Genomic DNA, 14523 nt, shown 5'->3' with positions numbered 1-14523 from the left:
GTGCAGTTACAGTTTTTGCGGAAGAATAGGAAGCGTGACGTTCGCTGTGATGCTCGTACGCGGTTACTCTGTGATGCTCGTACGCGGTTACTTCACCGCGCGGGAATCGATATGGGGCGTTCTCAGCCTTTGGAATCGACAAGAAGCTGATCCGATACATCTATTCTTCTTTCGATTTGAGCTTGAAGCGGCAGACGTTTCCCCCTTGTGCCATGCATTCATGATGCTCAACATCGCTGTCGGTAAAGGTTCCCATCAATCCCCTATCCAAATGACAGATTGCAAGATCCTTTTTCGCCATAGAATGAAAGACGCAGTTGTCGGCCTCAATGATCGACTCACCGCCGGACACGGTTGCATTTCTTGCGCTGTAACCTAGCTGATCCATCACTTCAGTAAGCTTCTCGACTTTCTCCTTATGGGTGCTGAGACCGGGGTATTGGCTGCGTATCTGATGCGCAACATTCGCGCCGATTTCGGTCATGCGCTTGCCCATATCGATGCCCGCCTCGCGCCGAACGGAGGCCAGGACCAGTTGCGCAAGCCAGGAATATTGACGGGGAGCCATTTCCTTGCCAAGCTCGGTGAGGACATAAAGTTGCTGCGGGCGGCCTCCCCCAGAGGGGCGTGACGCACCAGTCCCCACCAACCCCGCCACCTCGAGAGCTGCGAGATGCTGTCGCACCGCATTGCGGGTAATCTCAAGCCCTTTGGAAAGCTCATCCACGCTTAGGCCAGGCTTACTCCCGCGCAGCAGTTTGAGCAATTGTTTCTGCCGCTCACCCATATATGCATCTGGGCCATCCGGGCCCTAAAGTCCATTTATTATCACTCATTAATACACGATTACGACATAAATAACAAGAGAGTAGGACATTAAAGCACTGCTAACCCAATAAACCTGTAAAAGTTTTTTGAGAATTATATTAGGCTAAGTTTCGCTCGCCTCCGGGTAGGCTACTTTTTTGGCCTTTCCATAGAAGCTGTCATGATGAAAAGGATAATGTTTGTTGCGCTAAATCTCTTATCCCATTGGCATGATGCGCTCCAATAAATTGGGAAACTGTGCACAGCGATCCGCAAAGCTGCCCAGCATCTTGTGATCAAGATGCCTTGACAAGATCCTATAGGAATTCGGCCGGAGAAATGCGGACCAAGGCTGAGGAGCAGAGGCTACTGGAGCATTGGGAGGGAAAAAGCTGTCTCTATGGTAGACAAGCTCGCCATTGAACTCTCATCCCGCGGCCCCAGTGCGGCAAAAAACTAGGAGAGGCTGCCGCCACCGCGGGTTGGGGTTGGAAAATGCCCGGCAAAACAAATGACATTGCGCGTGACGAACGAATCCTTGGTTCCAGAGGGACCAGGATACCGAGCGTAAACGCAATTGAAGCATTCGAGAAATCTTTAATATAGGAGTACCTTGAATATGGAACCGCCTCGCAAGGCAGGGTTTGCGCGAGGAGATCGGATACATCGTCGCCGGTCTGCGATGGTCTGAAAAACGCCTCAGCTGCGTATGACTCCCGGTGGGAACTGATGCACAGGTGAAATCAGAAGGGAATCGTTGCGTCGAGGGAAAACAGGAACTGATCTTTTCTGTTATCGAAGGGCCTGTACGCTTGATCGATACCATCCGCCCTGTCATACCGGATATTGGGCCGGATATTGAGTTTTTGCACCAGCTTCGATTCCATCCTCAGTCGTTTTGCCGGCTTCCAGTTCACACCCAACGTGACCGCATAATAATCAGCGGGTGCGCTGGTAAAAGAACTCCCCGCGAAGCTGAATCCGGTGTTATCGGTCGCCGCCATCACGCGGAACGGCGAAAAAACCCGAAAACCGTCCCTGTCCCGGAACCATTCGCCGCGAATGCCAATGGTCAAATCATTCAGCAGGTCATAATACAAATGCGTATTAATGCCATACCACTCGGCATTTTTGGATTCGCCGTTCAGCAAAACTCCGCCGGCGTAACCATGAGCGTGATGAAGCACCATATGGGTTTTAGGGGTAATTCGATGCTGCAACACGATGCTGTACATGCCCCAAGGCTTATTGCTGCGCGTTGATGTCTCACTATACGTACCCGTAATGTTCGCCGAGGTCCGCATATCGTCGCTGGTCCAGGTAAGTCCGCTCAGCCCGCCCCAGTTCCCAACCTGTTTATCAATTGTGCCATCCCACCCGCCTGTCGCGCTGCCTGTTGTGGCGCCGCCCATAACCGACCAGTTTGAATTCAGTGAGTAGTTACCCACCAGCCCAGTATGCGTAAACGGCTCACCGTTCGTAAAAGTGTACGCATGGGTATAGAAAAAATTGTCCGGCGCGGGAACCGTTTCGTACCCGGTCGGTGAATAAAATCGGCCCACCTTGATGTTTAGCCCGTTGCCGACAGGCAGATAAGCTTCCACATATGCCTGAGGGAGCGCAATGCCGTAAGTACGGGTAGAGGAACAGCACAAGTTGAGATCCCAATTTCCTCGATCCAGGGGCTGGCCGGAATTCACATCAAAAGGGGGTACGCCAAAAGCCTGGGTGTAAATCGCGTCGGTTCCAAACATGAAATCAACGCGGCCGCCAATGTCGAACGCATTGCCTTCGGTGACCACTGTTCGTTGCAAAAACACATTGAACTGGTTCAACTGGAACCGGTTGGCCCGGTCTGCAAAGGTCACGGAGCCGTTGTATCCATTCTCCGGGTAATTGGGGTTATATGTCGCCCCGCCATTGACCCAACCACCAATCTTGATGCCGGTGTCCTGGAACAGATTACCCAGGTTGCCTGCATGAACGCTGCCGCTATTTATGACGAGGGATAATAATCCGCCTATGATGCCTAATAAAAATCGACCCTTGCACTTAGGCAGGCAATTCATTTCTGCATTTCCCTCAATCCTCTGAACGAGCCTTGTATGCGTTGCCTTCGAACGGAAAAATGAATGAACCTCCCAGAGCCGACAAGAGAAACCCGGTGGCAACGTACCGCTAAAATTTCAGCACCATGCGCGGCTTGGGGATTTTACCGCAACCTGAGCGGGGCCGGTTTTTCAGATAGCGAATCTGGTGAGGAAAGTGGCATATTCGAGTGAATAAACCGCATCCTTCGGTATCAGGCATAGGTCAAAGCACCCGTCGTAGCCGCAGATAGCGCTGCGGGTCACGGCCGCCCCGATGACCGGCAAATTGGCGTTGACGGTAACAGATTTCCCGGGGCTGCACCGGCAGCAGCCCCTGTCTGCCATCTAACCAAAAACCGTAGAGGTAGGGAACGTCCGCCTTTCTACTCGTGCTCGCTTGTTCGCGGTCTCCTCAGCGCGCCCGATGATTTAACCCAGGAACAACTTATAAGCCGGGTTCTGGCTTTCATCCCAGTAGTGGTTGTCGAGTTGGTTGAGAAACATTTTGAACTCGGCTTTCTCTTCGGGCGGAACTTGTATTCCTACCAGCACGCGTCCATAGTCCGCACCGTGGTTACGATAGTGGAATAAGCTGATATTCCAATGATGGCTCATGCTGTTAAGAAACTTCATCAGCGCACCAGGGCGATCTGGAAATTCAAACCGATATATCAGCTCATTTTTTATTTCACGGGCCCGTCCGCCAACCAGGTGACGCACATGCAGTTTTGCCATTTCGTTATCGGTGAGATCCACGGTATGCAAACCGCTTTTCTCAAGGCTTTCGATCAGTTTGGCCGCTTCCGCACGGTCGCGCACAGATACGGCTACAAACACATGTGCTTCTTTTGGATCGGCATAACGATAGTTGAATTCAGTAATGCTTTTCGTTCCCAGCAGGGCGCAAAATTTTTTGAAACTCCCGGGTTCCTCTGGAATGGTCACCGCCATGACTGCCTCGCGCTGCTCCCCCAGCTCTGCCCGCTCGGAGACGTGACGCAGTCGATCGAAATTCATGTTGGCGCCGGAGCAGATGGCAACAAGGTGTTTATTCCGCAGTCCTTCACGCTTGATATAAGCTTTTGCCCCGGCGATGGAGAGTGCCCCGGATGGCTCCAGGATGGCTCGGGTATCCTCAAATACATCCTTGATGGCAGCACAGATAGAGTCGGTGTCCACCAGAACGATTTCGTCGACCAGTTCCTGGCACAAGCGCAGGGTTTCAGCCCCCACCTGCTTTACTGCGACTCCATCCGCGAATAAGCCTACTTGAGGAAGTCTAACCACACGCTGCTGCTTCAGGGATTGATACATGGAGTCGGCATCGAGGGGTTCAACTCCGATCATCTTGATTTCCGGATACAGCCGTTTCACGTATGAGGCGATACCGGAAATAAGCCCGCCGCCCCCTATGGGCACGAAAATAGCGTGGATAGGGCCAGTGTGCTGACGTAGGATTTCCATCCCGATGGTACCCTGGCCGGCAATGACATCAGGATCATCGTACGGGTGCACGAAGGTCATTCGCTCACGCTTGCCCAATTTCACCGCGTACGCATAAGCCTCGTCATAGGAATCGCCATGCGTCACTACAGTCGCGCCACGCGCCTCAACCGCCTGCATTTTTATCTGGGGTGTAGTGAAGGGCATCACAATCGTTGCACGGCAATTCAGGCGCTGCGCCGCTAGCGCGACACCCTGCCCGTGATTGCCCGCTGAAGCGGCGACTACGCCACGCTTCAACGCCGCCGGAGAAAGCTTGACCATTTTATTGTAGGCCCCTCGCACCTTGAAGGAAAATACCTCCTGCATATCCTCGCGCTTCAGGAACAATTGATTGTTGATTCGGGCGGATAAATTGGGCGCAAGCTCCAGGGGAGTCTCCAGGGCCACATCGTAAACGCGGGCGGTGAGGATTCTTTCGAGATAATTATTTTGCATGGAATTGGCTTTTCTGCGGTGTGTGGAGACAGGAATTTTAACATGACGGAAAGGTCCGCACGCCCAGCTTAATTGTTAAAATCGACGGATAGGATTATCCTGCTAAATAATTTTTAATTTTTTTCTTCCTACAACAGACATGACGCAAGATGAACAAAAACGTGCGGCTGCCAAAGCCGCCATTCAGTATGTTCCCGCCGGCTGCATAATTGGCGTGGGCACCGGCTCCACTGCAAACTACTTCATAGACGAGCTGGCGAGCATCAAGCGAAACCTTGACGGCGCAGTCGCAAGCTCAGAAGCGACCGCACGCAGGCTGAGAGACCGCGGTATCGAAGTCCTTGATTTGAACAGTGTTGATGAACTTCCGGTGTACGTGGATGGTACCGACGAAATCACCGAGCACCTGCACATGATAAAAGGCGGGGGCGGGGCTTTGACGCGCGAAAAAATTGTGGCCGCGGTGGCCAAAAAATTCGTGTGCATCGCCGACGAAAGCAAGCTCGTGCCGATACTGGGCAAGTTCCCGTTGCCGATCGAAGTGATTCCAATGGCGCGCGGGTATGTCGCGCGGGAAATAACGCGACTCGGCGGACAGCCTATGCTTCGGCAGGGATTCACCACCGATAATGGCAATGTGATTCTCGACATACACAACCTGCAAATTCTGGACCCGGTCGAATTCGAGACGACCCTTAATCAGATTACAGGCGTGGTGACGAACGGCCTATTCGCTCGGCGTGGGGCCGATGTATTGCTGCTGAGCAGCGCCGCAGGTGTACGAACAATTAGTATCTGATTGGCGGGCCGCAACAAAGTAGTCATAACCGGGCAGTATCATTTTCATTTTTTTAATTCTTTGCTGATCTACGAGGTAAGCGATGGCGAGCAGCGAACATATCTCCAAGCAATTCGACGCCGATCTTGAGGCCGTACGTACCCGCGTGTTACATATGGGCGGATTTGTGGAAGAACAGATCGAGAAAGCCATTGACGCCCTTACCAGCGGAAATGAATCCTTGATCGAAAACATCATCGCAGATGATCACCGAGTTAATGCAATGGAAGTGTCGATAGACGAAATCTGCAGCCAGATCATTGCCCGTCGACAGCCGGCTGCTGGCGATTTACGCATGATCATGACGGTCATAAAAACCATAACCGATCTGGAGCGTATTGGCGACGAAGCCGAAAAAATTGCGCGCATGGCCAAACTCATCTATGAGAACGACCGTATGCATATGCCCCGCTTCGTGGAGATCAGGCATGTCGCTCACATTGCGATGGAAATGTTGCGCAAATCGCTGGATGCATTTGCACGTCTGGATTTGGCAGCGGCAGCTCAAGTGGTCCGGCAGGATGAACTGGTTGACGAAGAATTTCGTTCCATCATGCGGCAGCTCATCACTTTTATGATGGAAGACCCGCGAAAAATTTCTACTGCGCTTGAGATTCTGTTTATCGCGAAAGCGATCGAGCGCATTGGGGACCACGCCAAGAACATGGCGGAGTATGTTATATACATGGTCAAGGGGAGAGATGTGCGCCATGTTACTGTTGAAGAAATCGAACGCGAAGTAAGCGAATAGGCCCCTTGGCAACGTCGGGGCGAAATATGGGCGAATATTCCACGCTCGCGGCGGTCGACCTCGGCTCTAACAGCTTCCGCTTGCAAGTCGCGCGAGTCGTCGGAAAACAGCTTTATCCGCTCGACAGTTTGGGTGAAATGGTTCGGCTTGCCGCCGGGCTTACTGCCGATAAACGCCTGAATGAGGATGCTCAGGCACGCGCCCTCGATTGTCTCAAACGTTTTGGGGAGAGGCTGCGCGGTTTCCCTTCGCATTCGGTCCGTGCAGTGGCTACGAACACACTGAGAGTAGCGAAAAACGCATCCGCGTTCCTTAGAAAAGCTGAGGCCGCTGTCGGTTTTCCGATCGAGGTAATCTCCGGGCATGAGGAAGCGCGGCTTATCTATTTGGGAGTGGCTCACAGCCTGCCCATCTCAGCCGACCCCCGTCTGGTCATGGACATTGGCGGCGGCTCTACGGAATTTATTATTGGGAGGCGTCTAAAACCCGTCAGGATGGAAAGCCTGTACATGGGTTGCGTCAGCTATAGTCTGCGGTGCTTTCCCGACGGGAAGATCACAAAGAGCGCCATGAAACGCGCCGAACTGTTGGCGCGTAGCGAAATCCAGGAGATCGCTGCGGGGTTTACAAGTTCTCACTGGGAGGAGGCATTTGGCTCATCCGGAACTGCGCGGGCACTCGGGGACATCATCCATTTGAACAGCTTCGATAGCGCCGGCCGCGAGGGGGACATCACATTCGAGGGGCTGGAAAATTTTCGCGAGTACTTGCTTAAGGTTGGAGACGTAAAGAAACTGGAATTAGCCGGGCTACGTCCCGACCGCGCGCCCGTTATTCCCGGGGGCTTCGCAATCATGTCCGCTGCATTCTCCGAGCTGGGGATCCGCCGCATGTCTCAGGCCATGGGCGCGTTACGGCAAGGCGTGCTCTACGATCTGCTGGGACGCTTTCATAACCAGGACATGCGAGAAACGACGGTAAAGCAGTTTATGCAACGCTACCGTGTGGATGCCGCCCAGGCGGCACGGGTTGAATCGCTGGCGCTATTGCTGGGGAAGCAATTGTTGAGGGATTTTCCAGACGATTTGGAAGAGTCGCTTCAGGTCCTTTCGTGGGCGGCCAGACTGCACGAAGTCGGCATTTCAGTAGCGCATTCCGGCTACCACAAGCACTCTGCATATATTCTCGGCAACGCCGATATGCCGGGTTTTTCAAGGAGAGAGCAAGATCGACTGAGCGTGCTTGCTCTCGCTCATCGGGGTGCGGCTGTAAAAGTGCGGGATTCCGTTACCGAACGGTTGGACTTCGCCCTGATTTTTTCGCTTCGCCTAGCAGTGATTTTCCATCGCAGCCGCGGTGACATCAAATTAGCCCGGCTGGAAGTGAGCCTGGGCGATAAAGCATTCGAGTTGCGGATCGAACCGGCATGGTTGGATCGCAATCCGTTGACCGTTACGGCCCTCTCCGCCGAAGTTGAACAATGGACCCCCCTCGGGTTCAATTTTAAAATCGATACACGGTGGGAAAACGCCGACCGTGAGGCAGACAAAGCAAGCAAAAACTCATCCAGTGCATAACCGCACACCATCGAATGTCATCACCCGCTAAAAAACGATCTACAAAAGCGGGGCTGCCGCCGGGCACCCTGGTGCACATCGGCACCCAGAAAAGCGCGGCTGCTCACATGACCCTGGTGGATTACGACGCGAATGGCGTACGCGAATCCCATGTAACCGCTGCCGAACTGAGCGATAAACTCAAGCACGCGCATGGGATTAAATGGGTCAACCTTCACGGCTTAGGCGACATCGGTACCATAAAGCAAATCGGCGTCTGTTTTAACCTTCATCCGCTGGTGCTGGAGGATATCGTCAATACCGACCAACGCGCCAAGCTGGAGGATTACGGGGACTATCTCTATGTGGTACTGAAAACCTTCGACTACGAACAGAAAGCCCAGGGAGAGAGAATAAGCTCCAACCAAGTCAGTCTGGTGCTGGGAAAAAATTTCGTGCTGTCCTTCCTGGAAGGGGATGGGGATCCGTTCGCAGTGGTACGCGAACGCTTACATTCGGGAAAAGGCCAAATAAGAAAATTGGGCGCAGATTTTTTGATGTATAGCTTGATCGACGCTATCGTAGACAGCTACTTCCTGTTTCTCGAAACATTTGACGAAAAAACCGAAGCACTGGAAGCCGAACTGGTCGCCCGCCCTCAACCTGGCACGCTGCATTCAATTTACTCTCTAAAGCGCGAGAATGTTTTCCTGCGCAGATCGTTGTGGCCCCTGCGCGAGGTAATCACTTCATTGCAAAGGGGAGACTCCCCGCTCTTCACCCGCAATACGCTGCTTTATTTGCGGGACGTATACGACCACACCATTCATATCATCGAGTCGGTTGACTCCCTGCGCGACCTGACCGCTAGCATGCTGGATATCTATGTGTCCAGCGTGAGCTATCGCCTCGGTATAATAATGAAAGTGCTCACTGTCATCACGACCATATTCATGCCGCTAACCTTGATTACCGGAATCTATGGCATGAACTTCGAGTACCTCCCTGGCCTAGACTGGCACTGGGGATTCTTCGGGGTTCTCGGCACGATGGCGGCAACCTCCGGAGTCATGCTCCTTTTATTCCGCTGGAAAAAGTGGTTGTAGCAAAAAAACCTGGTGGTAGTAAAAATTCGGTAAAAACGGGGGTCTTTGGACGCGCTTTTCCAATCGGCCTAATAGTTGCCGCGCGCTTCGCTGCGGCATGAGTCGATTGGTGCCTTGAACCTCCCGCCGTGACATGTCAAGGTCCACCCCTCTTAAGCCAGAAGCGTATTCAAACTCAGAGCAGTTTTGGAGTACAGTCGCGCGTTGTCTCGGCCCTTTCCCAGGAAAGCACCTTTAGCCCCCAGATACGCGCCCAAAAAATAAGCGACGCACGGAGCAGCCGTGAAACACGTGGCAGTATCCACACTTCAGAGATACGCTTGTCCGCCCGCCAACTGCGCATCAGGAGGCTTACCGCGGCGCCAAAACCCGCGGAATTACTGCGCATCTGCAGGCAGAGAAGCGGTTGCGAGGGGTCAGGCGTCAGCCAGTGTACGTACCCACCTTCTTTAAGCACGTTCCCAAGTGTATCGAGGAGACTTGAGGGAAACTGCGCCAAGGTCAAGTTGCCAGAAAGAAGCAATACGTTACGGCATGCGTTAGGGTAGCGCGAAAAATAAAGACTGCGGTTGCGCCGCACTAGTTCTCTAAAGGAGCGTCCGCGGCCGAAGGAGCCGCCCCCCTTGTGTTGAATGCTTGCATCGGGATGAACACCAATCCGCCAGCCGCGCTGATTCAGTCGGCGACCAAGATCCACATCCTCATAATAGCCGCGCCCAAACGCGGGGTCAAACCCGCCAACTTCCTCGAAAACACTGCGCAGGATGAGGAAAGCATGGCCTTGCAGACGGTAGGTTTCGATGTACCCGCCCGGACGACGCAAATATTGATCCAGATCGTGCCTGGCATAGTCGTTTCCGCCGGGAATGATGACCGCTAGCTGCGGGTCAGCCGCCAAAGCCGCATTCAACGTCGGTAGGAAGTTTTCGCTTACCTCCGTATCTGAATTGAGTACCAGCACATAGGATGCGTCAGAGCGACGGACCGCCTCATTTACTGAAGCCCCGAAGCCCTGATTTTCCTCAGCATGATAAACATGTATGTCCGGATACGGCAGTTGATCCAGCATCTGGCGCGTCTCATCACCCGAGGCGTCATCCTGGATGTAGATATGCCTTACGGAACTGCCGAGGCAGGTAACGACGGAATCAATGCAGCGCCGAGTCAGCTCTGGCGCATTGTAGACGGGAATGACCACATCTATTGACGGCAAGCCCGGCATTCGGCTCAGTGTTCTCCCTGAAATATCTGTCCAGGCAGCTGGCCACTCACGCGACCGCAAGATCTGCGTGACTTTCGTGTGGATGGGTCTGATTCTGGCGGGATTTCGCCCGCGCCTGCCCCTCGAGCAGCGCCACGTATCGGGATAATACGTCGGGGTCGCCCACATTAATCATTTCGTTCAAGAAGCGTTGACGATGTTCTTCTATATAAAACGCATCACATCCGTGTGAGATAAATTTTTCCATGTGCTTATATACGTCGTCCCGGCAGCGCAGTTCTGCCTCGGGCATGTACTCAGCTAATGCTGAACGGCCCGCATGCAGGTAATCGGCAGCCAACACCGGCTTGTTGGCCTTCACCGCTTCAAATACGACTGAAGTAGCCAGATCAATGATGACATCGGCCCAATTCATGAGATAAATGGAATGAATATCGCCTGCGACACTCACATTCGACAGTCGTCGAAGGGAAATGTCCTTCGTCAGGGATTGCTGCCACCCCCCCCGGGTGTGTGGCTTGATGACCAACTCCACTCCAGGAAAACTTGCCACGACACGAACCACTTCACCCACTTCTTCCCAAAAGGTCGAGAAGTTGCTCTTCCTCAGAAACATCACGACTTTTAACCGGCTGTCCGAGCGGGTAAGCGGCGAGGGCGGCATCAGGGTCGCTAATTTCGCCAGCCACTCATCGCAGTAACGGGGCGAGCCCAGTACGGCAAGCTTCTGATTGTCCATAAACGGACGAAAGCGCACGGAGCATAACTCGTTTGGTACCACAACCTTATCAAAAATGCCTGCATTTGCAAATGTAGTGTCGGGCTCGAGGCGCAGCTCACGGCGCCGAATCAGCTGGCTGGCATGAGGACTATCCCCATGCGGGAGCGATACCGTGCCGAGGCCCATTGAACGCGCGGTGGATAGCACAACCTTAACCCATTCCACGCAAATAGATGAATTTCTCTCAATCCAGTCAAATACAACCACGCCCTCATCATTTTCGTTGAAACTTCTGGACAGCAAGCGTTTGGCAGTGCTCTGCCAAACCGGCTGACGCCGCTTCGCATCATAAACGTCTTCTAGCGCCTTCATGATCGGGCCGATAAAAGGCCGCCGCAAACTGCGGATCAATATCAGCGTTTGAAAAAACCACATGAAAAACTCGAGCGGCGGCAACACATCGGCAATGTAGGCCATGCGTGCGCCTTTGAGTCCCTTCAGGAAGTTGATGCGATAATCGTTCTTGAATCGGGAGTTGCCTATCAGAACGATGTCACATGTATGACCGGAATCGATCCACTTCGAAATGACCGGCGTAATATGATCGATGTCGTTATAATGGCGGAGGAAAAAAAGGGCCTTCATACCGCAATATTCATCCCTTGCACGTGAACAACAAGCAGTAGATTTGTCATTGTTTTACAGCACATTCAGATCGGTTTTGTGCGAAAAATTTTATGATTGTACACTTGCGGATATCGGTTTACTAGCACAGCCGTGGTTTAAACTTTACAGCGTTCTGCTAAAATATCGAAGCAGGTCTAGCCCACCAAGAGTAAAAATCCCGGCAGTTGCAAACAAAACACGTCATAACCCCCTACTCCCGTTGTCCTAACACTGGTTCGCGATACTGGCATAAAACCCGGTACGTGGCGGTCAGTAACTGAACACATCGCTCTAATTAAAAACGCCAAGGAAATATCAAATACTGATGAAAACGATTGCTGTAATACCGGCACGCATGGGTGCAACGCGCTTCCCTGGGAAACCGCTTGCAAAGCTATTGGGCCGCTCCATGTTGGAGCATGTTTATAAGCGCGTAGCCCTGAGCCAATCGCTCGACGCCACGTATATCGCCACTTGCGATGAAGAAATTCGACGTGTGGCGGAGGATTTTGGCGCGCCGGTTATCATGACGGCTGATACCCATGAAAGGGCCAGTGATCGAGTTGCAGAGGCGGCAGCCGGAACCGACGCTGAACTTATTGTCATGGTGCAAGGCGATGAACCCATGACGCGCCCGGAGATGATCGATTCAGCGATTGAGCCGTTTCAGCACGATCCGGAGCTCGGCTGCGTGAACCTGGTGCGTCCAATTGACAACCAGGCCGACTTTTCTGATTTTAACACAATCAAGGTAGTCATGGATCAACGCGGCAATGCCATATACATGTCGCGGCAACCTATCCCGACCATGAGGCCCTCATCTCTGGAAAATTTTTCGCAGACTTCCGCCTTCAAACAGGTGTGCGTCATCCCTTTTCGGCGTCAGACGTTGCTCGATTTTGCGCGATTGCCATCCACGCCGTTGGAAAAGCTGGAATCAGTCGATATGCTTCGGTTGCTCGAGCATGGATATCAGGTAAAGATGGTGAGAACCGAGTTCAACACGCAGGCAGTCGATACTCAAGCCGATCTGGAGCGAGTGGCTATACTGATGATGGCTGACCCATTGGTTGGCTCGTATTGAGTAGGCTTGGTGAAAGCAGCGCAGTTATTCGAAGGAAAAATTCATGCAACTTAAAGCAAAACTGGCACGAAATGCTTTGACCATTGGCTCGTGGATCACGCTGGGCCATCCCTCAATTGCCGAGATCATGGCTGCAGCAGGGTTTGATTGGCTCGTGCTGGACACCGAGCATAGCGTCCTGGAACTAAGCGAGGTCCAGAGGCTGATCCAGGTGCTGGATGGACAGCGGTGTCCGGCCATTGTAAGGCTTACCTCGAATCATCCTGACCAGATCAAACGTGTAATGGACGCGGGCGCAACGGGCGTAATGGTCCCCATGGTCAGAACCGCAGCAGACGCCGAGGCTGCTGTTCAGGCCGTATACTATCCTCCCCGCGGCCAGCGAGGGGTCGGTTTGGCCCGCGCTCAAGGCTATGGGGCGCGATTTCAGCAATACCGGCGTTGGCTTGAGGATAACGCCGTAGTAGTAGCGATGATTGAGCATATCGATGCGGTCGACGCAATCGACTCAATTCTTTCAGTGGAGGGAATTGATGCTTACATTATTGGACCTTATGATCTGTCCGGCTCCATGGGACGCCCCGGGGAACTGGATTATCCCGAGGTCCAATCTGCGATAGAACGGGTACAAGAGGCCGGGCAGCGTATTGGAAAACCTGGGGGCATTCATGTAGTTGAACCCGATCCGGACCAGTTGCTGCGAAATATTAAAGCCGGCTTTAACTTTCTTGGCTATGGGCTGGACATTCGTATCCTCGATACACTTTGTCGGGGCCATATGCATCAAATAAGGGAAGCGCTATGAGCAAAGTCGTCATTTCCACCTCTTCGTTTGATACCGATAACAATCCCCATATTCGGTATTTGATGAAAAAGGGCGTGGGCATTGCCAGCAACAGTTACGGACGCAAACTTACGGAAGACGAAGTCATTGCATTGCTGGGCGGCGATACGGTCGGAATGGTTGCTGGGATAGAGCCCCTGACAGAGCGCGTATTTGCGTCCGCGAGAAGCTTGAAAGTAGTTTCCCGCTGTGGGAGCGGGCTGGATAGTGTCGACCTCGCTGCTGCAAAACGGTACGGCGTTACCGTCCTGAACACGCCGGAGGCCCCGGCCCAGGCGGTTGCGGAACTCACCTTAGCCCTGATACTCGCCGCTCTGAGACAGGTATGCCATACTGACCAACTGGTTCGCATGGGCCAATGGCCACGAACTCAAGGACGTTTACTGGCTGCGCAAAGGGTGGGAATCATCGGCCTGGGACGGGTAGGCCGGCGTGTGGCTCGCTTGTGCCAGGCGTTCGAAGCCTCAGTGGTCGCGCATGACACATATGTACATGAGTCGCCGGAGGGGGTCGAACTGGTGCCCCTGGAGAAGCTGCTGGCAGAATCGGATATCATCAGCCTTCACGTCACATACGATGCCGATACACACCATCTGCTGAACAAGGAAAACTTGGCGCGGGTAAAACGTGGGGCCATCGTCGTAAATACAGCCCGCGGGGGCCTGATTGATGAAACAGCGCTGGCGGAAGCATTGGCTTCAGGACAACTGGATGCGGCTGCACTTGACGTTTTCGAGCAGGAACCGTACCACGGCCCGCTGCTTAAATGCGAAAATGCGATCCTTACCTCACATATCGGCTCACTTGCCAGGGAGTCGCGCCAACGCATGGAGCTCGAAGCCGCGGACAACCTGCTTCATGGCCTGAAGGAAGCGGGCGTCATCGGGAACGAGTAAA

At 53.3% G+C, this 14523-nt stretch carries 12 protein-coding genes; 7 read left to right on the top strand and 5 right to left on the bottom strand.

Going from position 1 to position 14523, the window contains the following annotated elements; all coding sequences use genetic code 11:
• Positions 1-160: 160 nt before the first annotated feature.
• The 3 genes from C8R31_RS08800 to ilvA form a co-directional block, all read right to left on the bottom strand.
• Positions 161-787 (bottom strand): metalloregulator ArsR/SmtB family transcription factor, encoded by a 627-nt coding sequence (locus C8R31_RS08800; RefSeq protein WP_107693706.1) that lies wholly within the window; start codon positions 785-787, stop codon positions 161-163.
• 763 nt (positions 788-1550) lie between these two features.
• On the bottom strand, positions 1551-2876 hold the full coding sequence (locus C8R31_RS08795) for a porin (protein WP_107693705.1): 1326 nt from the start codon (positions 2874-2876) through the stop codon (positions 1551-1553).
• A gap of 450 nt (positions 2877-3326) precedes the next feature.
• Complete coding sequence (gene ilvA, locus C8R31_RS08790) at positions 3327-4874, bottom strand: threonine ammonia-lyase, biosynthetic (RefSeq protein WP_258192659.1); 1548 nt, start codon at positions 4872-4874, stop codon at positions 3327-3329.
• Positions 4875-4977: 103 nt separating this feature from the next.
• Between ilvA and rpiA the strand changes: the two genes are divergently transcribed.
• The 4 genes from rpiA to corA all read left to right on the top strand — a co-directional run bounded on the left by rpiA (position 4978) and on the right by corA (position 9089).
• Entirely contained in the window at positions 4978-5637 is a 660-nt protein-coding gene (rpiA, locus tag C8R31_RS08785; protein WP_107693703.1) for a ribose-5-phosphate isomerase RpiA, read from the top strand.
• Between the two features lie 82 nt (positions 5638-5719).
• Positions 5720-6427: a phosphate signaling complex protein PhoU gene (phoU, locus tag C8R31_RS08780; protein ID WP_107693702.1), complete on the top strand. Its 708-nt coding sequence runs from the start codon at positions 5720-5722 to the stop codon at positions 6425-6427.
• A gap of 26 nt (positions 6428-6453) precedes the next feature.
• The gene (gene ppx / locus C8R31_RS08775) at positions 6454-8004 is read left to right on the top strand and encodes an exopolyphosphatase (RefSeq protein WP_107693701.1); all 1551 of its coding nucleotides are present in this window, start codon (positions 6454-6456) and stop codon (positions 8002-8004) included.
• A gap of 14 nt (positions 8005-8018) precedes the next feature.
• Positions 8019-9089: a magnesium/cobalt transporter CorA gene (corA, locus tag C8R31_RS08770; protein ID WP_107693700.1), complete on the top strand. Its 1071-nt coding sequence runs from the start codon at positions 8019-8021 to the stop codon at positions 9087-9089.
• Positions 9090-9264: 175 nt separating this feature from the next.
• On the opposite strand, the gene C8R31_RS08765 is transcribed toward corA, so the two are convergent.
• Together C8R31_RS08765 and C8R31_RS08760 are read right to left on the bottom strand one after the other, a co-directional pair.
• Entirely contained in the window at positions 9265-10311 is a 1047-nt protein-coding gene (locus tag C8R31_RS08765) for a glycosyltransferase family 2 protein (RefSeq protein ID WP_107693699.1), read from the bottom strand.
• Between the two features lie 46 nt (positions 10312-10357).
• Positions 10358-11677 (bottom strand): hypothetical protein, encoded by a 1320-nt coding sequence (locus C8R31_RS08760; RefSeq protein WP_107693698.1) that lies wholly within the window; start codon positions 11675-11677, stop codon positions 10358-10360.
• Between the two features lie 346 nt (positions 11678-12023).
• On the opposite strand from C8R31_RS08760, the gene C8R31_RS08755 reads away from it, so the two are divergent.
• The 3 genes from C8R31_RS08755 to C8R31_RS08745 are packed head-to-tail and all read left to right on the top strand — an operon-like array spanning position 12024 to position 14522.
• Positions 12024-12782: a 3-deoxy-manno-octulosonate cytidylyltransferase gene (locus tag C8R31_RS08755; protein WP_107693697.1), complete on the top strand. Its 759-nt coding sequence runs from the start codon at positions 12024-12026 to the stop codon at positions 12780-12782.
• A 43-nt stretch (positions 12783-12825) separates the two neighbouring features.
• Positions 12826-13587, top strand: coding sequence for an HpcH/HpaI aldolase/citrate lyase family protein (locus C8R31_RS08750; RefSeq protein WP_107693696.1), 762 nt, complete (start codon positions 12826-12828; stop codon positions 13585-13587).
• On the top strand, positions 13584-14522 hold the full coding sequence (locus C8R31_RS08745) for a phosphoglycerate dehydrogenase (protein ID WP_107693695.1): 939 nt from the start codon (positions 13584-13586) through the stop codon (positions 14520-14522). Before C8R31_RS08750 ends, C8R31_RS08745 begins: the two co-directional genes overlap by 4 nt.
• The last annotated feature ends 1 nt before the right edge of the window (position 14523 follow it).

The organism is Nitrosospira sp. Nsp2 (genome assembly GCF_003050965.1).
Classification (GTDB): Bacteria; Pseudomonadota; Gammaproteobacteria; order Burkholderiales; family Nitrosomonadaceae; genus Nitrosospira.
Note: the sequence above shows the minus strand (reverse complement) of the source record. Positions and strands in the feature narration are given on the sequence as shown.